Consider the following 19,087-nt stretch of genomic DNA (forward strand, 5'->3'; position numbering starts at 1 on the left):
GATCGGGCCGTCGACGCGACCGGTTGTGCCCTCCTCCGCAGCGTCACGGTGAGGATCGGATCCGAATGGATCCCGACGTCACGTCGATTCTAGGCGATCTTTCGTCTGTTTTCAACTAAAGAGTGCTGATTCCGGGACGAACGGCGAGAGCGCCGTGGCCGCCGCCGCGTCGTGCAGGAGGTCCTCGAGGTCGGGCAGGTGCGTCGCTCCCGAGGCCACCGCGTCGACGGCCCGACGCAGCGCCGCACGCTCCCCCTCCTCGAACCGGGTCGGCGCGATCGTGCGACCCTCGGCCGTGCTCGTCGCGACCTCCCAGCGCCCCATGGCCCCGTCGATCTCGACCTCGGTCGCGGTCTCGCCGAGGGCGCGGACGCGCAGCAGTTCACCCCTCGGCTCGGATGCCGCGAGGATGATCGACCCGACCACGCGCGCGTCGTGTGACCGCAGCAACCCGGTCCCGCCGCGTGCCGTCGCGGCCGCCGACGCGACCTCGATGCGGGCGCCGCCGAGTGCGCGGATCCAGCCGACCGCGTCGCGCACGATCGCGTTCAGGCCGTCCGTCGAGCCGCGGGCCTCGGCGACCACGATCCGCGCTGGCGCGCCATCGCGCGCGGCGACCGCCTGGTCGACCAGGTCCAGGCGTAGTCGGGCTCGGTGCACGACGATCGGCGCCGTCGAGGTCTCGAGGAGCCCCCTCACGCGGTCGACCGGCACCGCGCGTGGCTCGGACACGAGCACGGCCAGGGCGCCCGCGTCGACGGCCGCCGCCGCGGCATCCCACCAGCCCGTGATTCCGTCGACGACCACGATCGCGCCGGCCTCGGTTTCGGCTCGGCTCGCGTGTCGCGCTCGCATCGGCAGGCCGCTGACGGCGACGCGGTAGGCGTCGAGCGACGCGACGACAGGAGTCGGGTCCAGGCCGTTCACGCCTGCACCCCCGGCTGCACCGGGTCGAGTCCCCGGCGCACCGCGTCGGCCGCCGCGTCGGCGAGCGAGATCGCGAATCGCGCGTCGTCGAGGATCTCGTGGTACTCCGCCGTCGCCGACCCGTCGAGCAGGGCGGCCAGGGCGCGCCATTCGCGCACGTACCCGTCCTCGGCGTCGCGCCGGTAGGTCGTCTCGCGCACGTCCCCGCCGCGCACCCGCACCACGGCGCTGCCCGCATGCACGAACGCCGGCGGGAAGTCGACGTCGACGCGGTCGGCGACCGTGGCGATCGAGAGCCGCCAGACCGGATCGGGCCCGTCGGGCAGCATCACGGCCGTCAGCAGCACGGGGATGCCGCTCGATCGGAAGCCGATCGTGTACCCGATCGGCGCGACCGGTGCGGCGAAGTCGACGCCCTCGAAGTCGGGCGCCAGGTCGCGCACCGCGGGCAGGTCGTGCACGGCAAGTCCGACGACCAGCTGGCGCACGACGGATGCCGCGACCTCCGGATCGGCGAGGTCGGGCGCGCCGCGTCCGCCAGCCGGTCCCGCGGGTGTGGCGGCGAGCTCGGTCACGACCTCGTGGAAGCGTCCGTTCGGGGGCAGCGCGACGGTCGCGGTGATGGACCGCACCTCAGACTGCAGGGCGACGAGGTGGCGCTTCGCGCGGTCCCACGCCTCGTCGTAGAGGTGGTTCGTGGCGACGAGCAGCACGACGCCGGCGCGTCGGCAGGCCTCGACGACCTCCTCCGCCTCGGCCTCGGTGGTCGCGAGCGGCTTCTCGCAGAGGATCGCGCGCTTGCCCGCCGCGATGGCCTCGCGGATCTGCCGGGCGTGCTCGGCGGGCGGGCTGCAGATGGCGACGACCTCGACGGCCGGATCCGCGAGGAGCTCGGCGGTGCCGTGCGATGCGGTCGCGCCGACCCTGGCGGCGAGCTCGGCGGCCCGTCCACCGCCGTTGTCGGCGACGTGTACGACGGTGAACGAGTCGCGCAGGCGCTCGAGCGTCGGCAGGTGCAGCGCGGCCACTCCCGGACCGGCACCGATCACTCCGACACCCCACGTCATGCGTGCGCTCCCGCCTCATTGCCGTCGACTTCCGTCTCGACTATACAAAAGTTCCTAGCCCGAATGTCCATAGTCGAGCTGAAATCGACGCTGGAGGACGTTCGTTGTGTCAGAATCTTGTGCATGACACGCGAGTCGACCCTCCGTTTCGGCGCCCAGACCGATGAGGTCACGAGCCTGCTCCGCATCGTGAACCTCGTCCGAACCGGCGAGGCCACCACGCGTCCCGAGATCGGGCGCGTCACCGGGCTCGGCCGTGGCGTGGTCACGCAGCGCGTCGACCAGGCCATCGACATGGGCTTCCTCGCCGACGGCGAGTTCGGGCCGTCGTCGGGCGGCCGCGCCCCGCGCACGCTCCGCTTCCGCTCCGAGCAGGGCCGCATCGTGGTGTGCGCGCTCGGCGCCCTGCACATCCGCGTCGGCATCGCGTCCCTCGACGGCGACATCATCGACCACAGCCACGAGCAGTGGGACATCGCGAAGGGCCCCGCCGAGACCATCGAGAAGGCGCTCGAGATGCTCGACGACATCCTCGCCCGTCACCCCGAGGTGCCCGTGTGGGGCGTCGCGGTCGGCATCCCCGGTCCCGTCGACTTCGAGAGCGGCCGCCCGGTCGCCCCGCCGATCATGCCCGGCTGGAACGGCTTCGACGTGCGCCGCCGCTTCGAGCAGCGCTTCGACGCCCCCACCTGGGTCGACAACGACGTCAACCTGCTCGTCTTCAGCGAGCGCGCGCGCCGCGACGAAGACACCCTCGACCTCATCTTCTGCAAGGTCGGCAGCGGCATCGGCGCCGGCCTGCTCTCGCGCGGACGCATCCACCGCGGCGCGAACGGCGCGGCGGGTGACATCGGCCACGTGCGGGTGCGCGACTCCGACGCGCAATGCCGCTGCGGCAAGATCGGATGCCTCGAGGCCGAGGCCGGCGGCTGGGCGCTCGTGCGCGACGCCGAGCTCGCGGTCGCCGAGGGCGGCGGCGGCGCGCTCGCGCGCGTCGTCGACGGCGGAGCACCCATCACGCCCGAGGCCATCGCCCTGGCCGCGATGGACGGCGACGCCCTGGCGATCTCGCTCATCCAGCGCTCCGCGCGGCTCGTCGGCGAGTCCATCGCGGCGCTCGTCAACATGTTCAACCCCGGGGTGATCGTCGTCGGCGGCGCGGTCTCGTCGGCCGGCGAGGTCTTCCTCGCCGAGGTCCGGCAGCGCGTGTACGAGCTCTCGCTCCCGCTCGCCACGCGCGACCTCCAGATCGTGCGCTCGCTGGGCGACGAGAAGGAGCCGCTCCGCGGCGGGGCCGAGATGGTGCGCGAGCAGCTCTTCGATGCGACCTTCCCTCGCTGGTTCGCCGACGGCCGGCCGACGATCTCTGAGGTCATGGCGGCATCCTGACCCGCTTCTTCCCTTTTCAGACATAAGGGTGTACCTTTTCGTCTCAAGTGAGCCGAGCTCGCCTGAGACACGAAGGAGTGCCATGCCCGAGTCGAAGATCCGGACGCTCATCATCACCGGGATGACCGACGTCCACCACGATTGGCGCGCCACCACGCCGGCCCTCACGCAGCTGCTCGAGGGCACCGGCCGGTTCGACGTGCGGGTCACCGAGGAGTTCCGCGGCGCGACCGCGGCCACGCTCGAGCCGTACGACCTCGTCATCGTGAACTACTACGGCCGCCACGACCCGTGGCGCGACGTGCCCGAGGAGCGCTTCGGGCCCGAGGCCGAGCAGGCGCTCTTCGACTTCGTGGCGAACGGCAAGGGCTTCATCGCCTACCACCCCACGCTCGCCGGCGGCGTCGGCTGGGATCCCGAGTACGAACGTCTCCTCGGCGGCGTCATGCGCGAGACCACCTCGCGGCGTGCCCCGAACAATGACTTCCTGCTGCACACGGCCGAGGAGCACCCGATCACCGCGGGCTGGCCGGCGGAGTTCCCGCACTACGGCGACGACCTCTACGTCGGCCTCGAGTGGCCCGAGGGCGTGCGCAAGACCGTCCTGCTCACCGGCTGGGACAACCCGCTGCGCTACACGCAGGTGCCGTCGCAGTGGCGCGCCCTCCCCGGCATGGGCGAGGAGCATCCGGTCGCCTGGACCGTCGAGTACGGCGCCGGTCGCGCGGTCTCGATCGGCATCGGCCACAACGTCGCGGCGATCGGCCACCCGGCCTTCCGCGCGCTCTTCCCGCGCAGCGCGGAGTGGGCGGCGACCGGCCGGGTGACGATCCCGACCCCCGACGACCTCGGCGAGGCGGTCGAGGGCGGCGACTGGTGGCCGACCACGCTCGAGCCGATGGTGCGCACCATGTTCGACGAGTGGGTCGCCGCCGGCGAGCCGGTCTCACAGAAGTGAGCCCGACGTGACCCTCACGGCGCTTCGCGACGACGCGCTCTCCTCGACCGAGGACGGGTTCGCGCTCCGACTCAGCCTCCCGTGGATCCGGTCGCTGCCGCTCGCCAGCCTCGATTCCCTCCAGGTGATCGTCGACGGCGAAGTGGTGCACGCCGTCGTCATCGCACTCGGCGGCCGCCTCATCGACCCGGCTGCCGCCGTGCACGAGCGGGGATGGTGGTTCCTGCAGGACCGGATCGTCATCCGCGGGCGACGGATGCTGGATCCGGGCGCTCATGACGTCTCCGTCTCGTTCCGGCTCGCCATCCCGTACCTGCAGGCCGGACCCGATGGCCCGCTCACCCTCCCGTTCCACGTCGACCGCATCCTCGTGCTCGATGCGCCGGCCTCAGCGGCCTCCGCTTCCCGCGATGTCGCCTGACCCTCGAGGACCCGCCGTGACCACCGAACTCCCCGTCCAGTGGACCCTGTCGGCGAGCGCCTTCAACTGGACGCCCGACGTGATCCGGGCCGAGCGCACCGCTCCCGAGATCGCCGTCGGGATCGTGACCGATGGGGTCGCTCCGACGATCGAGCTCGAGCCGGGCCAGCTGTGGCGATCGTTCCCGGTGCCCTCCGACGTCGAGGTCGACGCCCTGCGGCGCGAGCTCGACATCGCCGGCGGCAGCGTGAGCATCGTCGGCGCAAGCCTCGACGACTGGGCCGGACGCGCCCGACGACGCAGCGAGTCGGAACGCCTGGCCTTCCTGCTCCCCCAGTTGCACGCCGCACGGCGCGTCGGCGCATCCGGCGTCCGGCTGCCCATCGGCCAGGCCGGCGAGACCCTGCTCCGATGGCTCCTGCCCAGCCTGCAGGAGCTCGACCTCGTGCTCTACGAGGAGATCCAGGGGCAGCAGACCCCCGATTCGCCGGCGACCGCCGCGGCGATCGACCTGATCGCCGGCGTCGACGACCCGCACGTGCGCGTGCTCGTCGACATCAGCATGCTCATGCCCGCGCTGCCGACGACCTACCTCGAGCGGCTCGCCCGGGCGGATCTCCCGCCGGACCTGCTGACCCGCCTCGCAACCGACTGGCGCGACCCCGCGACCACGGGCGCCGTCGTCGAGCTGCTCCGCTCGGGCGCGGTGCCGCCCGTGATCCACACCCTGTACATGAACCTGCTGGTGCGGTTCGGCCGATCGCAGGCCTCGGACCTCCGTGACATCCTGCCCCTGGTCGGTGCCTTCCACCTGAAGTTCTGGGACCTCGACGACGCCGACGGCCGGGTGTCGGCCCCGATCCGCGACCTCGGGACGCTGCTCGCCGGCTCCGAGTTCGCGGGCACGCTGTGCAGCGAGTGGGGCGGCCACGAGTGGCTCGACGATGCGGATGCCGCGGACACGACCCGGCGGCACCTCACCCTCGCCCGCGCGGCGCTCGCCGAGGGCGTCGCAGCGGCCTGAGCGTCTGCACGGCCGGCGTGCCCACGAGGATCGGCCGGTGCGCCGTGTGCGAGGCTGCTGACATGCCCTCCTCGCAGTCGCTGAGCGAATCCGATCGCCGTGAGGTCGCCGCGTGGGCGGCCGACTGCGCCGAGCGGGTCCTGGTCGTGTTCGAGACGGAGGCTCCGGACGACGGTCGACCACGTGATGCCATCGCTCGGGCTCGGGCGTTCGCCCGCGGTGAGCTCGACACGGCCGGTGAGATACGCCGACGGTTCGTCGCCGGTCGGGCTTCGCGAGCCGTGAGCACTCCCGCGGCCGTGGCGGCCGCTCGGGCCGCCGCCCAGGCCGCCGGCGTCGCGCACATGGGCGCACACGCGCTCGGCGCTGCCGCCTATGCCGCGAAGGCCGCCGGGCTGGCCGCTCCGGATCGGCCCGAGGCCGTCCACGACGAGATCTCCTGGCAGCTCGCGCACATGACCGACCGAACGAGGTCGGCCCTTCGCCAGCTGCCTCCGGTCGGGGAGGACTCCGCCGGTCCGCTCGGCCCAGGACTTCTCGCCTCCGGCATCCTCGGATCGATCATTCGGGACATTCAGGCCGCCCTGCGCGATGCATCGCTGCAGGAGCGCGCTCGCGAATGAGCGCTACAGTTCCCCCATGAGACTCTCGGGGGTCCCGGTCCTCGTCTTCATCGCGCTGCTGCTCGCCGGCTGCACGGCCGATCCCGCGCCGACGCCGACGCCGACGCCGACTTCACCCCCGATCTCAGACGCGGCAGGGTGCCCCGCGGGAACGAGCCTGCGCGAGGAGCTCTGCCTCGCCGACACCACGACCGCTGACGAGCTCAGCGGCATCGTGCACTCGCAGTTCACCGACGCCCGCCTGAACGCCGTCATCGCGGGCGTCTGGCACGACGGCGAGCCGGTGCTCGTCGGCGCGCTCGGCGAGTCGATGACCGGCGTGCCGGCGACCGCCGACATGCACCACCTCCTCGGCAACCTCTCGACCCCGATGTTCACGACCGTGGTCCTGCAGCAGGTCGAGGCCGGCGCGCTGTCGCTCGACGATCCGCTCTCCACCTGGTTCCCCGACCTGCCGGCGGCCGACCAGGTCACGATCGACATGCTGCTGCACCACACGAGCGGCTACCCGCACTACACGGAGATCCAGTCGTTCCTCGATCGACTGTGGGCGGACCCGTTCCAGCACTGGGCGATCCAGGACCTCGTGGACATCGGCGTCGCAGGCGGACCGGTGTTCACCCCCGGCACCGACTGGCTGTTCTCGGACACCAACACGCTGATTCTCCAGCAGGTGATCGAGGAGGTGACCGGGCGTCCCGTCGGCGAACTGCTGCAGGAGGACATCTTCGACGCGCTCGGCATGGACGACTCGACCGCCGCCTTCGACGCGAACTGGCCGTCACCCGTGCTCCACGGGTACAGCGACGAGCGCGGCGTCTGGGAGGACGTCACCAACTGGAGCCCGACGTGGACGTACACGGCAGGCGGCGTCGGCGCCGACCAGGAGGACGTGCGCGTGTTCCTGGATGCCCTCGGCGACGGCTCGCTGCTGAGCCCCGAGCTCCATGACCTGCAGTTCGCAGCGAGCACCGCGGGCCTCGGGCCGTGGACGGATGAGCAGTACTGGGCGATGGGCTTCCTCCAGCTCGATGGCTGGGTGTTCCTCAACCCGGGCCTGTCCGGCTACTTCGGTGCCGGCGGCACCTTCCCGGAAGAGGGCTGGACGATGGTCGTCTACACGACCGCGAGCAAGGACGGTGACCAGTCCGCGCCGACGGCGACCGAGATCTTCCGACAGTTCACCGCCGTCGTCACACCCGAGCACGCGCTCGCGCAGTAACCGAGTCCACGGGACGACATCGACTGATCGGCGAGCGTCGGAAGGTTCTGCCCGCGTGGGCGCCGGCCGTCCCCTCACATGGCATTCGGCTTCGACACTGCCCGCCGGCGCACCGCGCCCGGCGTCTGGCCCATGGTGCGGGCGAACGCGCGGGTGAAGGCGGCCTCGGACTGGTAGCCGACTTCTGTGGCGACCTGTGCGACCGTGGCGCGGTCATCGCGGAGCCGGTTGGCCGCGAGGTTCATGCGCCAGCGAGTGAGGTAGGCCATGGGGGGCTCGCCCACCATGCCGGTGAAGCGCGCGCTGAACGCCGACCTCGACATCGTGGCGGTGCGTGCGAGTTGCTCGAGGTCCCAGGCGCGGCCGGGCTCGGCGTGCATCGACTCGAGGGCGCTGCCGACCCGATCGTCCTGCAGTGCCAGCAGCCAGCCGTCGCGGGCGGTGGGATCGTGCGCGAGCCAGCCGCGGATCGCCTGCACGACGAGGATGTCGGAGAGCCGCGTTGCGACGGCCTCCGCGCCGGGCTGCGCGCGGGTCAGCTCGTCGGCCATGAGGCGCAGCGTGTCGCGCACCGACGACGCCATCACGGGCTCGTCGCCTCGCACCGTCAGCACACTCGGCAGGCCGCGCACGAGCTCTCGGGCGGCGGGGTCGTCGAACGCGACGATTCCGCAGATCAGCTGCGTCGCCCGCCCGCCACCGCCGTGGTGGAGCACCGAGTAGTGCGGCCCCAGGTAATCCTGCGGGAGGCGGTCGACCCGGGGTGACGACCCCAGGTCGGGTGAGCTCAGGATGTCGTGCCCGCGGCCGTGCGGCACGAGTGCCAGGTCGCCGGCACGCAACTCCACGGGGTCGACGCCGTCGACGCGGAGCCAGCACGATCCGACCGTCGGCACGTGGAAGCTCACCGAGTCGGTGATCGCCGGCATCTCCAGCCCCCACGGCTCGGTGAGCTCGGACCGGCAGTAGAAGACTCCGCGCATCCGCAGCGTCTGCAGGACCCGGGCGACGCGGTCTCGGCCTTCCCACGGTGCATCCATGGCTCCATAGTGCCGCACAGGATGCTCTGACGTCCTGTCCAGTCGGACGAATGAACAAGAAGTGTGGAAGAACCAGCATGGTTACGCCGGCGCGACTCCCATACCGTCGGATGAGCGAACACCATCAACGAAGGGAGCGACTCATGTATGCAGTAGCCGGAGCGACGGGACGCGTGGGATCGGCGACGGCGCGTCACCTGCTTGCGGACGGAGCGGAGGTGAGGGTACTCGTTCGAGACCCCGAGCGCGTCGAGGAATGGACGCGGCAGGGCGCGGAGGTCCGTGTCGTCGATCTCGGCGATCGGGCCGCCGTGCGCGATGCGATCACCGGGTGCGATGGTCTCTTCGTCCTCCTGCCGTTCGATCTCACGGTCGACGACCTCGACGCCTACGCGGACGCGATCACGACGTCGGTTGCCGGCGCGGTCGCCGACAGCGAGGTCCCGCACGTCGTCATGCTCTCCGCCGGAGGAGCCGACCTTCCCGACGGCACCGGCCCCATCAGCGGCATGCACCGGATGGAACAGGCGCTGCGGGCGACGGGCACCGTGCTGACCGCGCTCCGTTCGGGGCACTTCCAGGAGAAGGTCGGCGACCTCATCGAGGCCGCACGTGCCGGGGTCTACCCGGTCTTCGCCGCGTCGGCCGATGTCCCGGTTCCGATGGTGGCGACTCGCGATCTCGGCGCGACTGCCGCGCGGGCGCTGTTGTCGCCGGATGCCACGAGCACCTCGATCGACGTGCTCGGGCCCGCGTACTCCGAACGGGAGGTCGCCGCGGTTCTCGGAGCGGCGCTGGAGCGCGAGCTCGAGGTCGCCGTGCTGCCCGAGGACGCATGGGCGCCCGCGCTGGTCGAGGCCGGCTTCCGTCCCCACGTGGCCGAGAGCCTCGCCGAGCTCTATCGCGCCGACGAGCGGGGCCTGCTGGCGCCCCGCGGGGATCGCGCGGTGCGCGTCGACACTCCGATCGAGATCACGATCGCCGCCCTGACCGCGGCCTGATCAGTCCTAGGCTGACGGCGTGACCGAGGGATCCGAGAGGGACGTCGCCGGCGGGCGTCGTGTGCATTGGCTCGAGCTGTTCTTCGACCTCGTCATGGTCGCCTACATCGGGCAGGTCGCCCACGGCATGCATGGCGACCCCGACTGGGCCGACGCGCTCGTGTTCTTCGTGCTCTTCGCGCCGGCGTGGTGGGCATGGGTGAACATGACGCTGACCCTCAACCTGTTCGGTGCTCGCATCACACCGCTGCTCTGGGCCGCGGTCACGGTCGCCATGCTCGCGATCGGAGTCATGGCGGCAGCGGTTCCGGAGGCGCTCACCGAGCGGGCATGGGCCTTCGCCGTCGGGAACGCCGTCATCCGCCTCGTCTGGATGCTGCCGTGGCTCGTGAAGCGCCGCGCCATCGGAGTGCCCTGGTGGCGACCGATCGCCTACAGCGGATTGCCTGCGGCGCTCTGGCTCGTGTCGGCGGTCGTTCCTCCGCCCGCGCAGTACGTGCTGTGGGCGGTCGCGATCGCCGTCGAGGTCGTGCTGCTCGCCTCCCTCGGCGGTCAGGCGGAGTGGTTGCAGAGCTCGCTCAATGTGGATCACCTGCTCGAGCGGGTGAGCCTTCTCGTCGTCATCGTGTTCGGGGAGTCGATCCTGGCGACGATTGCCGAGCTCGACGCGCACTGGACGCTCGCTTCGGGCGTGACCGCGGTTCTCGCCTTCCTCGCCATCTCGCTCCTCGCCTGGGTGTTCTTCCGCTATGCATCCGGTTCGGCGGAGGCGGGCTTGCGCAGGCTCCAGTCAGCCGGCCGCATCGGGGCGCTGCGAGACGCGGTGATGTACCTGCCGTTCATCCTGATCTCGGGCATCGCGTTGTTCGCCTCCGCCCTCGGCACTGCGGTCGCCGAAGCCGGACATCACCTGGCGCCCGGTGCCGCCGTCTGCATGGCGGGAGGAATCGTCCTGTTCTACCTCGCGAGCGTCGCCGAGTCGCTTCGATACTGGGTTCCGTGGCGCGACGTCGTGAGGTGGGGGATCGCCGGTGTCGTCCTGCCGTGGGCGATCGTCCCACTCGCCACCATCGTGAATGCGGAATTCGTGGTTGCCGCGGTCGTCCTGCTCATCGTGGTGATGATCGGCCTTGCCGAAGCGAACCTCCGTCGCATGCGCGTCGAGCGAGAGGATGCCGCTTCCGCTGGATGACGGGTGAACGCCTTCAGCCGTCAGTCGCATCCTCGGCTGGAAGGCTGTGCCAGATGTCGAACTCGACAGAGGCTGCCCGCTGCACCTCTCCGGCAGCGAGCAGTTCGATCAGCTGCTCATGCAGCTCGACGGACACGTGCCCGTCTCGACTGAAGCGCAGCCGCTCCGCTCGACGCACCACGGGCTCGAACTGCTCGAGCACGGCCTCGAGCGCATGATTTCCGAGGGCTGCGACCGGGATGCCGTGGAGTTCCTCGTCGACGTCCAGTGCCGTGCCCACATCACCCGCGGCGATCGCGTCGGCGAAGCGGCGATTCGCGTCCCGCATTCGGTCGACGTCGTCTCCGCTGAGCCGGCCCGCCATCTCGCGCACGGCCAGTTCGTGCATTGCGGCGACGACGTCGCGAGCATTTCGCACCGCTCGCGCATCGATGGCGCTGACCGTCGTTGATCGGCCCGGCAGAGCCACCACCAGCCCACTCGCACCGAGGCGCAGCAGAGCCTCGCGCACCGGGGTGCGGCTCACTCCGAGCCAATCCGCGAGCTCACCGTCCTTGAGCTGCTCCCCGGGCGTGAACGTGCCATCGACGATCGCGTCGCGAAGGCGCCGGTACACGTCGTCGCGCAGGAGTGAGCGATCCACGGCAGCGGCACCTGGGGGTATTGGCATGCAATATATTGCGCACATCCTCCACCCCTCCGCAACCCGGCAGACGCTTGCGGTCCTCGGCGACATGCAATATATTGCACATCGGAAGCGGCGATCGTCGCCCTCGAATCGAGATCCGCCTGGGTTGCCCGGCGCGAGAAGACAGGAGAGCAACATGAATACGACCGATCAGGAGACCAAGAACGTCGTGCTGGTGCACGGGGCGTTCGCCGATGGCTCGGGATGGCGCGGCGTGTACGACAACCTGACGGCCCGCGGCTACCGGGTCACGATCGTGCAGAACCCGCTCACCTCGCTGGAGGACGACGTCGCGGCCACCACGAGAGTGCTCGACCTGCAGGACGGACCGACGATCCTCGTCGGCCATTCCTGGGGTGGCACGGTGATCACCGAGGCCGGCAACCATCCCGCGGTCGCCGGACTGGTCTACGTATCGGCGCTCGCTCCCGACAGCGGCGAGAACACGTCGATGCAGTACGAAGGGTTCGCGCCGACTCCGAACTTCGTCATCGACGTCGTCGACGACGGATTCGGCTTCCTCAACCACGACACCTTCAAGATCGGGTTCGCTGCCGATGCCAGCGACGAGGATGCCGCGTTCCTGCGTGACACGCAGGTGCCGATCAACATGTCGGCATTCGCCACCCCGGTGAAGCACGCAGCCTGGCGCGACAAGCCCAGCTGGGCGGTCATCGCGACGGAGGACATGTCCTTCGACCAGGCGATGCTGCAGCACATGGCGACGCGCGCCGGCGCAGAGATCACCTACGTCCCGGCCAGCCACGCCGTCTTCATGACGCAGTCCGGCGTCGTCTCCGACGTGATCGTCAGCGCCGCACAGCACGCTGCCGGCAGCGCCGGCTGAACACACCCACCCAGTTCCGACCCCTCGGGCCGCCCGTGCCCGAGCGGAGTCGAGCGAATGACTCGCGCGGCTGGTGCAGACCTACTCCGACGCGAGGCCGGCGCGCCACCGCTGCTGCTCGCGCACGAAGAGCACGGCGAAGATGCTCCACAGTCCGAGGTCGTCGGCGATCCCCAGGGGGCCAAGGACGAGTTCGGGGATCAGGTCGATCGGTGCGAACGTGTAGGCGACGGCGGCGATCGCGGCGGCCCAGGTCGTCGGGGCGACGCGGTGCTCCTTGTTCTTGACCGCCTTGAGGAATCTCCACATGCATCCAGTGTGCGAGGCCACGACGATGAGCAGGGCCGCACATCAGGGGTCACGATGCCCTAGCGCTTCGGATCGACGCGGTTGATAGACTGGCATCCCGGCCCTCATCGAAGGAACACAACGTCGTGTCCGACAAGTCCTCGCTCTCCCGGCTCGACCTCAACCTGCTCGTGTCGCTCGACGCGCTCCTCACCGAACGCAGCGTCACACGGGCAGCCGAGCGCCTGCACCTGAGCCAGCCCGCGCTCAGCGCCTCGCTCGCACGCCTGCGCACGCACTTCAACGACCCGATCCTCGCGCGCACCGGCAACACCTACGAGCTCACCCCGCTCGCGTCCCGGCTCTCCGAGCACACGGCCGCCGCCCTGGATGCCGCGCAACGCGTGTTCGACAGCCAAGCCGAGTGGGATCCGAGCCAGTCGACGCGCGAGTTCTCCATCTACGGCTCCGACTACAGCTTCGCGACGACCGGCCGCCGCATCGCCGCCCTGGCCGCCGAGCGCGCACCCGGCGTGCGGTTCCGCTTCATGATGCACAACCCGCAGATCGTCGACGAGGCCGTCAACCGGCTTCGCGGCGCCGACGCGCTGCTCATGCCGCACGGATTCCTCACCGACCTGCCCTTCACCGACCTCTGGAACGACACCTGGGTGGTCATCGCCTCCGACGACAACGAGGCGGTCGCCGACGGCGTCACGCTCGACCATGTCGGGCGGCTGCCGTGGGTGTTCACCTACCTCTCGCGTTCGGCGTTCACCTCGGCGACTCGCCAGATCCAGCAGCTCGGCATCGAGCCGCGCGTCGAGGCCGTCGTCGAGAGCTTCCTGGCGATGCCGCTCTTCATCGCCGGCACCGACCGCCTCGGACTCCTCCAGGCGGGCCTTGCCGACTACGCCCGCAGCCTTGGCGGCGTGCGCGTGCTCGAACCGCCGTTCGACGCGACGCCCATCCACAACGCGATGTGGTGGCATCCGGTGCACCGTCGCGACCCCGAGCACGAGTGGCTGCGCTCGCTCGCGGTCGAGGCGGCGAGCGGGATCGAGCCGGCGGCGGCCTGAGCGGAGTTCCGGCGCCGATCCCTAGAACGCCGCTGGCCGGTTCCGCGGCCGTGACCGCGCGCGCGGGATCTCGGGAACGGGCGCTGCCGCTCCGACCACGTTCCGGATCTCGCCGATCCCCTCCACGCGCATGACGACCTCGTCACCCTCGCGCAGCGGACGCGGCGTCAGCTCGCCCCGCCTGCCCCACAGCTCCCCGAGGCATCCGCCGTTGCCGGCCGTGCCAGACCCGAGCACGTCGCCCGGCACCACGACCGAGTCGCGCGACGCGTACGCGACGAGCTCCGCGAACGGCCAGCCCATGTTCGAGAGCAGGTCGACGCCGATCCGCTCGCCGTTCACGAGCACCTCCATGCCGATCGGCAGGAAGCCCTCGTCGTCGAGCCGGCCGGCGAGCTCGTCGGCGGTCACGATCCACGGACCGAGCGTCGACGCGAAGTCCTTGCCCTTGCACGGACCGAGCCGCACCTTCATCTCGCGGGCCTGGATGTCGCGTGCCGACCAGTCGTTGAAGATCGCGTAGCCGAACACGTGGTCCCCCGCCTCCTCGGCCGTGAGGTCGCGACCCTCGCGCCCAGCGACGGCGCCGATCACGACGGCGACCTCGAGCTCGAAGTCGAGGCGCTCGGTCGTCGGCGGGCGCACGGTCGCGCGGCTGCCGACGAGCGTGTGCGGGTTGGTGAAGTAGAACGTCGGCGCGTCGTACCACTCGGCGTCGACCACGGCTCCCCCGCCGACGGACTTCACGACGCCCTCGACATGCTCCTCGAACGCCACGAAGTCGCGCACGCTCGCGGGCTCGACGGGCGGCAGCAGCTCGACGTCGGCGGGCGCGGGCGCGCGGTCGAGCGCTCCGGATGCCGCGGCCGCCTCGATCGCGGCCCGCCCGCGCTCGAGCGCCGCGGGCAGTCCGGCCCGCGTGAGGTCCCGCACGGTCGTGCCGTCGTCGAACGCGACGAGCCGGTCGACGCCGTCGACGGACTCCACGACGCCGTCGCGGACGGACCCGGCGGAGCCGCCCGCACCCGCCTCACGCCACCGCGCGAACCTCATGCGCGGCTCCCGACGGGCAGCCGCAGTGCCGCGAGCTCGGCGGCGTTCGCCCCGAGGATCGCCGCCTCGGCGTCCGCGTCGAGCCCCGCCTCCCGAACGCGCTCGATGGGGTCGTCGACTCCCATGTCGAACGGGTAGTCCGTGCCGAGCAGCACGCGGTCGGCGCCAGCGGCGTCCACGAGGGCGCGCAGCGCGCCCGGCGCGTGCACGAGCGAGTCGAAGCGCAGGCGTCGCAGGTACGACGACGGGAGCTCGCGGCATCCGTGCGCCTCTGGACGAACGTGCCACGCGTGGTCGCTGCGGCCCAGGAAGGTCGGCAGGTAGCCGCCGCCGTGCGCGGCCACGAGGGCGAGGTCGGGATGCCGGTCGAGCACGCCAGAGAAGATGAGGTGCGACAGCGCGACCGCGTTCTCGACGGGCTGCCCGACGGTGTTCGAGAGGTAGTACCGGTCGAGCCGATCGTCGAGGCTGCAGCCGAACGGATGCAGGAACACGACCGCGTCGAGCTCGACGGCCCGCGCCCAGAACGGCTCGAGCCGCTCGTCCGAGAGCTCGACGTCGCCCGCGAACGACGAGAGCTCGACGCCCGCGAGCCCGTGGCCGACGACGGCGTCCTCGAGCGCGTCGACGACGAGCTGCGGATGCTGCAGCGGCACGAGCCCGAGGCCGCGCAGGCGGTCGGGCGCGCCTGCGACGTGCTCCGCGATCGCGCGGTTGGCCTCGCGTGCCGCCCAGGCGGCGAGCTCCTCGCCCGCCCACGGGTAGTAGTGGCTCGGCGACGGCGACACGACCTGCACGTCGACGCCCTGCCGGTCCATCTCGGCGAGGCGCGCGTCGAGGGAGGTGAGCAACGGGATGCGCTCCTGGATCATCCGACCCGACGCGGCGAGGCTCTCGGGACCGTTGCGGCGGGCCTCGAGCGCCTGCGCGGCTGCGAACCCGTCGGGGTCGCGCCCGGCGACCGCCTGCTGCAGCGCGGGCAGGAGCAGGTGCGCGTGCACGTCGACGACGGGCGCAGCGTGCCGGAGCGACGATGCGGCGCTCATGCGGGCTCGCTCACGAGCATGGCGATGCGGCGCATCAGGCCGGGCACGTCCGCGTCCTGCACGTGGTCGATCTGCCACTGGCCGAGCTGCACGGATGCCTCGACGACCTCGGTCGCGCGCGGCAGGCGCCGGGCGTGGAACTCGTCCCAGAGCGCCTGGTCGACGGCGTCGCGCTCGAGCAGCAGCTCGGAGAGCACGAGCGCGTCCTCGCCGGCCTGCGCCGCGCCCTGGGCGATGGTGGGCGGGCAGCTGTGCGCGGCCTCGCCGATGATGACGACCCGGCCTCGGTTCCACGCGTCGGGCACGACGTGCTTCGTGAACCACGTGTAGTTCACCCGCGACGCGTCGTCGAGCGACTCGCGGATCTCGTTCCACGGGCCGCCGTACGCCTGCGACAGCTCCTTCATGACCTGCACGCCCTCCTCGGGCGAGAGCAGGTGCCGGTCTTGGGCGGGCTCGACGAGGTAGGCGTACATCATCTCCTCGCTCGTCGGGCAGTAGCCCGCGATGTACACGGGACCGCCGTAGTAGAGGTCGGTCTGCGTGACGTCCTTCGGGCGCGGCACGAACGCGCGCCAGATGCCCATGCCCGTGCGCTCGGGCTCGACCTCGATGCCGAGCTGCCTCCGGATGTCGGAGTTGAGGCCGTCGGCGCCGATGAGCAGGTCGTACCGGCCGGTCGAGCCGTCGGAGATCGTCACGTCGACGCCGTCGTCGTCCTGGCTGAAGCTCGTGACGGTCGTGCCGTAGTGGATGCGGGCGCCGAGCTCGGTCGCGCGGTCGGCGAGGATCCGGGCGAGGTCGGGCCGGTACATGCCCGCGACGGCCGGGTACTCGGGGCCGCCGGTCCGCGCGTCGGGGATCTGGGCGATGACCGGTGCGTCGGGTCCGGGGGCGCGCAGGCCGGTCTGGTCGAAGGAGTAGCCGGCCGCCTTCACCTGCTCCCAGACGCCGAGGCGGTCGAACACGCGCAGGGCGTTGCCCTGCAGCGTGATGCCGGAGCCGAGGGCCGACAGGTCGGGCTTCCGCTCGAAGACGTCGACCTCGACGCCGCCCTCGGCGAGCAGGATGGCGGCGGCGGTGCCGGCGACGCCGGAACCGACGATCGCGACGCGGGAGACAGCGGACATCAGGATCCCTCCATTGGGTTGCTGGCTTACTTCAGGGCGATGGGGTTGACGGGTGAGCCGACGGCCCCGGTGATCGGCAGCGGCGGCGCCACGAGCAGGAACTCGTAGCATCCGTCGGCGGCGCAGTCGGCCGCGAGCGCCTCGAGGTCCCACATCTCGCCGATCGTGAGGCCGAGGTTCGGGATCACGACCTGGTGCAGCGGCTGGAACGCGTCGTCGAACTCGTTGGGCCGCACCTCGAAGCCCCACGTGTCAGTCGCGATCGCGGCGATCTCGGTGCGGTGCAGCCAGCCGGCGGTTGTGAAGCTCAGCCCGGCGCTGGGTCCGCCCGCGTAGCCGTTCCATCCCTCGCGGAGCGCCCGGGCGTACCGGCCGGTGCGCACGAGCACGAGGTCGCCTCGGCCCACCGCGCTGGTGGCGCCCTGCGCGGCGATGCACGCCTCGAGGTCGGCGGTCGTGATGGCGTAGCCGTCGGGAAGTTCGCCGGCGGGGCCGTCCTCGCTCGCCTCGGGCCGCAAGTAGCGGCCGACGTCGAGCAGCACGCCGCGTCCGGTGATGGCGGATGCCGCGTGCTCGATGCCCGTGACGAGGTCGCCGTCGCTCGTCACGACCGAGCCGGCGGGGCGGCCGTTCCACGCGACGCCGTGGTCGAAGATGTGCCCGAGTCCGTCCCACTGCGTGGAGCACTGGAGCGGCATGGCGATGACGTCGTCGGCCCCGCCGAGGCCGTGCGGGAAGCCCTGCGTGCCCGCCGCGGCATCCGTGCCCGTGTCGAGCATGGTGTGCACCGGGTTGGTGCGGCGGCGCCAGCCCTGCTGCGGGCCGTTCATGTCGAACGGCTGCGCGAGCGAGAAGCTCGCGCCCCGGCGCACGAGCGTTGCGGCGTGCGCCCGCTCGGCGTCGCCGATGAAGTTCAGGGTGCCGAGCCGGTCGTCGTCGCCCCAGCGGCCCCAGTTGCGGAACGCCTCGGCGGCCTCGGCGATGTGGCGGCCCGGGTCGGTGCGGTCGAGCGCGCGCGGGTCCTGGGTGGGGGTGTTCATGATCGGGTCTCCGCCACCGCACGCACGGTCTGCGCCCCGAGCCCTTTGATCGCGCCCACCATGACGTCGCCGTCGCGCAGCATCCGGCCGTGCACGATGCCGTTGCCCGCCGGGCTGCCGGTGAGGAGCAGGTCGCCGGGCAGCAGCGGCATGTTCTGCGAGGCGCCGGCGATGAGCGCGGGCAGGTCGAAGAGCAGGTCGGACGTGGTCGCGTCCTGCATCGTGTCGCCGTTGAGCGTGAGCTCGAGGTGCAGGTCGCCCGGCTTCGCGACGAACGGCGCGGGCACGAGGAACGGCCCCGTCGGCAGGAAGCCCGGCGCGTTCTTGCCGCGGTACCAGTCGGTGCCGATCTCCTTCATGTCCTCGCGGAACACGAGGTCGCGGGTCGTGATGTCGTTGACGATGGTGTAGCCGGCGACGTGCTCCATGGCGTGCTCGCGATCGACGCGGTACGCCTCGCGGCCGATGACCACGGCGAGCTCGAGCTCCCAGTCGTGCTGGTCGCTGTACGACGGCAGCACGAGGTCCACGTCGTCGCCGACGACCGCGGCCGGGAGGCCGATGAAGAAGTACGGGGTGCCCTCGCGGGCCCGGGTGTCCATCATGTCGGCGGCCCAGGCGCGCAGCTCCTCGATCGGGCGCGGGTCGTTCTTCGCGCGGCCCGCGGCCACGAGGTCGATGACGTGCGTACGGTAGTTCGCGCCGGTCTGCAGCACCTGCCGCGGCGTGACGGGGGCGGTGAGCGTCACCTCGGCGAGGGGCTGCCACGAGGCATCCGCCTGCTCGGCGACGGCACGCAGCCGATCCCACGACGCGGGCGCCGCGGCGAGGAATGCGTTGAGGTCGGGAGCACCCAGCTCGTCGGGCCCGATCGCGCGCACCCGGTCGCCCGCGACGAGGCCGAGCGCGGGCTCGGCGTCGCCCGCGCGGAAGCGGACCAGGGCGAAGGGGGCGGTCAGGCCGTCGGACGACGATGTCACGGGTGGATCTCCATTCACGCACGCGTCGGTGCCGTGCGTGTCATCCAGTCAAGCGCGTGCCGAGGTATCAGT

At 71.4% G+C, this 19,087-nt stretch carries 20 protein-coding genes; 10 read left to right on the plus strand and 10 right to left on the minus strand.

What is annotated here, in order from left to right; translation table 11 throughout:
- Positions 1-111: 111 nt before the first annotated feature.
- A complete protein-coding gene (locus ACWEOH_RS18015; RefSeq protein ID WP_452033292.1) occupies positions 112-927 on the minus strand; it encodes a hypothetical protein in 816 nt (271 codons plus the stop codon).
- A complete protein-coding gene (locus ACWEOH_RS18020) occupies positions 924-1,994 on the minus strand; it encodes a Gfo/Idh/MocA family protein (RefSeq protein ID WP_452033294.1) in 1,071 nt (356 codons plus the stop codon). Before ACWEOH_RS18020 ends, ACWEOH_RS18015 begins: the two co-directional genes overlap by 4 nt.
- A gap of 123 nt (positions 1,995-2,117) precedes the next feature.
- Here ACWEOH_RS18020 and ACWEOH_RS18025 point away from each other — a divergent pair, with 123 nt between their 5' ends.
- The 6 genes from ACWEOH_RS18025 to ACWEOH_RS18050 all read left to right on the plus strand — a co-directional run bounded on the left by ACWEOH_RS18025 (position 2,118) and on the right by ACWEOH_RS18050 (position 7,631).
- A complete protein-coding gene (locus tag ACWEOH_RS18025) occupies positions 2,118-3,383 on the plus strand; it encodes an ROK family protein (RefSeq protein ID WP_452033296.1) in 1,266 nt (421 codons plus the stop codon).
- A gap of 82 nt (positions 3,384-3,465) precedes the next feature.
- Complete coding sequence (locus ACWEOH_RS18030) at positions 3,466-4,341, plus strand: ThuA domain-containing protein (RefSeq protein WP_452033298.1); 876 nt, start codon at positions 3,466-3,468, stop codon at positions 4,339-4,341.
- A gap of 7 nt (positions 4,342-4,348) precedes the next feature.
- Positions 4,349-4,762 carry a hypothetical protein gene (locus ACWEOH_RS18035; RefSeq protein ID WP_452033300.1) on the plus strand — a complete coding sequence of 138 codons (414 nt, stop codon included), beginning with the start codon at positions 4,349-4,351 and terminating at the stop codon, positions 4,760-4,762.
- Positions 4,763-4,778: 16 nt separating this feature from the next.
- A complete protein-coding gene (locus tag ACWEOH_RS18040; protein ID WP_452033302.1) occupies positions 4,779-5,786 on the plus strand; it encodes a restriction endonuclease subunit R in 1,008 nt (335 codons plus the stop codon).
- Positions 5,787-5,848: 62 nt separating this feature from the next.
- The gene (locus ACWEOH_RS18045; RefSeq protein ID WP_452033303.1) at positions 5,849-6,409 is read left to right on the plus strand and encodes a putative immunity protein; all 561 of its coding nucleotides are present in this window, start codon (positions 5,849-5,851) and stop codon (positions 6,407-6,409) included.
- Between the two features lie 16 nt (positions 6,410-6,425).
- The gene (locus ACWEOH_RS18050; protein WP_452033305.1) at positions 6,426-7,631 is read left to right on the plus strand and encodes a serine hydrolase domain-containing protein; all 1,206 of its coding nucleotides are present in this window, start codon (positions 6,426-6,428) and stop codon (positions 7,629-7,631) included.
- A 74-nt stretch (positions 7,632-7,705) separates the two neighbouring features.
- Here ACWEOH_RS18050 and ACWEOH_RS18055 read toward each other — a convergent pair whose 3' ends face one another.
- Entirely contained in the window at positions 7,706-8,671 is a 966-nt protein-coding gene (locus ACWEOH_RS18055) for an AraC family transcriptional regulator (protein WP_452033307.1), read from the minus strand.
- A 143-nt stretch (positions 8,672-8,814) separates the two neighbouring features.
- Here ACWEOH_RS18055 and ACWEOH_RS18060 point away from each other — a divergent pair, with 143 nt between their 5' ends.
- Both ACWEOH_RS18060 and ACWEOH_RS18065 read left to right on the plus strand, forming a co-directional pair.
- A complete protein-coding gene (locus ACWEOH_RS18060; RefSeq protein ID WP_452033309.1) occupies positions 8,815-9,672 on the plus strand; it encodes an NAD(P)H-binding protein in 858 nt (285 codons plus the stop codon).
- A 19-nt stretch (positions 9,673-9,691) separates the two neighbouring features.
- Positions 9,692-10,864 carry a low temperature requirement protein A gene (locus ACWEOH_RS18065; RefSeq protein WP_452033311.1) on the plus strand — a complete coding sequence of 391 codons (1,173 nt, stop codon included), beginning with the start codon at positions 9,692-9,694 and terminating at the stop codon, positions 10,862-10,864.
- Between the two features lie 13 nt (positions 10,865-10,877).
- On the opposite strand, the gene ACWEOH_RS18070 is transcribed toward ACWEOH_RS18065, so the two are convergent.
- Entirely contained in the window at positions 10,878-11,507 is a 630-nt protein-coding gene (locus tag ACWEOH_RS18070) for a GntR family transcriptional regulator (RefSeq protein ID WP_452033313.1), read from the minus strand.
- Between the two features lie 181 nt (positions 11,508-11,688).
- Between ACWEOH_RS18070 and ACWEOH_RS18075 the strand changes: the two genes are divergently transcribed.
- Positions 11,689-12,399: an alpha/beta fold hydrolase gene (locus tag ACWEOH_RS18075; protein WP_452033315.1), complete on the plus strand. Its 711-nt coding sequence runs from the start codon at positions 11,689-11,691 to the stop codon at positions 12,397-12,399.
- 81 nt (positions 12,400-12,480) lie between these two features.
- On the opposite strand, the gene ACWEOH_RS18080 is transcribed toward ACWEOH_RS18075, so the two are convergent.
- Positions 12,481-12,708 carry a DUF1232 domain-containing protein gene (locus ACWEOH_RS18080; protein WP_452033317.1) on the minus strand — a complete coding sequence of 76 codons (228 nt, stop codon included), beginning with the start codon at positions 12,706-12,708 and terminating at the stop codon, positions 12,481-12,483.
- Positions 12,709-12,833: 125 nt separating this feature from the next.
- Between ACWEOH_RS18080 and ACWEOH_RS18085 the strand changes: the two genes are divergently transcribed.
- Positions 12,834-13,766 carry a LysR family transcriptional regulator gene (locus tag ACWEOH_RS18085; protein WP_452033319.1) on the plus strand — a complete coding sequence of 311 codons (933 nt, stop codon included), beginning with the start codon at positions 12,834-12,836 and terminating at the stop codon, positions 13,764-13,766.
- A 21-nt stretch (positions 13,767-13,787) separates the two neighbouring features.
- On the opposite strand, the gene ACWEOH_RS18090 is transcribed toward ACWEOH_RS18085, so the two are convergent.
- The 5 genes from ACWEOH_RS18090 to ACWEOH_RS18110 are packed head-to-tail and all read right to left on the minus strand — an operon-like array spanning position 13,788 to position 19,015.
- A complete protein-coding gene (locus ACWEOH_RS18090; RefSeq protein ID WP_452033321.1) occupies positions 13,788-14,819 on the minus strand; it encodes a fumarylacetoacetate hydrolase family protein in 1,032 nt (343 codons plus the stop codon).
- Positions 14,816-15,865, minus strand: coding sequence for an amidohydrolase family protein (locus tag ACWEOH_RS18095; protein WP_452033323.1), 1,050 nt, complete (start codon positions 15,863-15,865; stop codon positions 14,816-14,818). The genes ACWEOH_RS18090 and ACWEOH_RS18095 overlap by 4 nt, the downstream gene beginning before the upstream one ends.
- Positions 15,862-16,995 carry an FAD-dependent oxidoreductase gene (locus ACWEOH_RS18100; RefSeq protein ID WP_452033324.1) on the minus strand — a complete coding sequence of 378 codons (1,134 nt, stop codon included), beginning with the start codon at positions 16,993-16,995 and terminating at the stop codon, positions 15,862-15,864. The genes ACWEOH_RS18095 and ACWEOH_RS18100 overlap by 4 nt, the downstream gene beginning before the upstream one ends.
- A gap of 26 nt (positions 16,996-17,021) precedes the next feature.
- Complete coding sequence (locus ACWEOH_RS18105) at positions 17,022-18,035, minus strand: cyclase family protein (protein ID WP_452033326.1); 1,014 nt, start codon at positions 18,033-18,035, stop codon at positions 17,022-17,024.
- Positions 18,032-19,015, minus strand: coding sequence for a fumarylacetoacetate hydrolase family protein (locus ACWEOH_RS18110; RefSeq protein WP_452033328.1), 984 nt, complete (start codon positions 19,013-19,015; stop codon positions 18,032-18,034). The genes ACWEOH_RS18105 and ACWEOH_RS18110 overlap by 4 nt, the downstream gene beginning before the upstream one ends.
- Positions 19,016-19,087: the final 72 nt, after the last annotated feature.

The organism is Agromyces sp. NPDC004153 (assembly GCF_053603635.1).

What these genes read in the sequence shown, in the direction of transcription:
- ACWEOH_RS18020 (WP_452033294.1), bottom strand. Translation starts at nt 1,994, where the DNA reads ATGACGTGGGGTGTCGGAGTGATCGGTGCCGGTCCGGGAGTGGCCGCG.
- ACWEOH_RS18025 (WP_452033296.1), top strand. Translation starts at nt 2,118, where the DNA reads ATGACACGCGAGTCGACCCTCCGTTTCGGCGCCCAGACCGATGAGGTC.
- ACWEOH_RS18030 (WP_452033298.1), top strand. Translation starts at nt 3,466, where the DNA reads ATGCCCGAGTCGAAGATCCGGACGCTCATCATCACCGGGATGACCGAC.
- ACWEOH_RS18045 (WP_452033303.1), top strand. Translation starts at nt 5,849, where the DNA reads ATGCCCTCCTCGCAGTCGCTGAGCGAATCCGATCGCCGTGAGGTCGCC.
- ACWEOH_RS18050 (WP_452033305.1), top strand. Translation starts at nt 6,426, where the DNA reads ATGAGACTCTCGGGGGTCCCGGTCCTCGTCTTCATCGCGCTGCTGCTC.
- ACWEOH_RS18055 (WP_452033307.1), bottom strand. Translation starts at nt 8,671, where the DNA reads ATGGATGCACCGTGGGAAGGCCGAGACCGCGTCGCCCGGGTCCTGCAG.
- ACWEOH_RS18060 (WP_452033309.1), top strand. Translation starts at nt 8,815, where the DNA reads ATGTATGCAGTAGCCGGAGCGACGGGACGCGTGGGATCGGCGACGGCG.
- ACWEOH_RS18075 (WP_452033315.1), top strand. Translation starts at nt 11,689, where the DNA reads ATGAATACGACCGATCAGGAGACCAAGAACGTCGTGCTGGTGCACGGG.
- ACWEOH_RS18080 (WP_452033317.1), bottom strand. Translation starts at nt 12,708, where the DNA reads ATGTGGAGATTCCTCAAGGCGGTCAAGAACAAGGAGCACCGCGTCGCC.
- ACWEOH_RS18090 (WP_452033321.1), bottom strand. Translation starts at nt 14,819, where the DNA reads ATGAGGTTCGCGCGGTGGCGTGAGGCGGGTGCGGGCGGCTCCGCCGGG.
- ACWEOH_RS18095 (WP_452033323.1), bottom strand. Translation starts at nt 15,865, where the DNA reads ATGAGCGCCGCATCGTCGCTCCGGCACGCTGCGCCCGTCGTCGACGTG.
- ACWEOH_RS18100 (WP_452033324.1), bottom strand. Translation starts at nt 16,995, where the DNA reads ATGTCCGCTGTCTCCCGCGTCGCGATCGTCGGTTCCGGCGTCGCCGGC.
- ACWEOH_RS18105 (WP_452033326.1), bottom strand. Translation starts at nt 18,035, where the DNA reads ATGAACACCCCCACCCAGGACCCGCGCGCGCTCGACCGCACCGACCCG.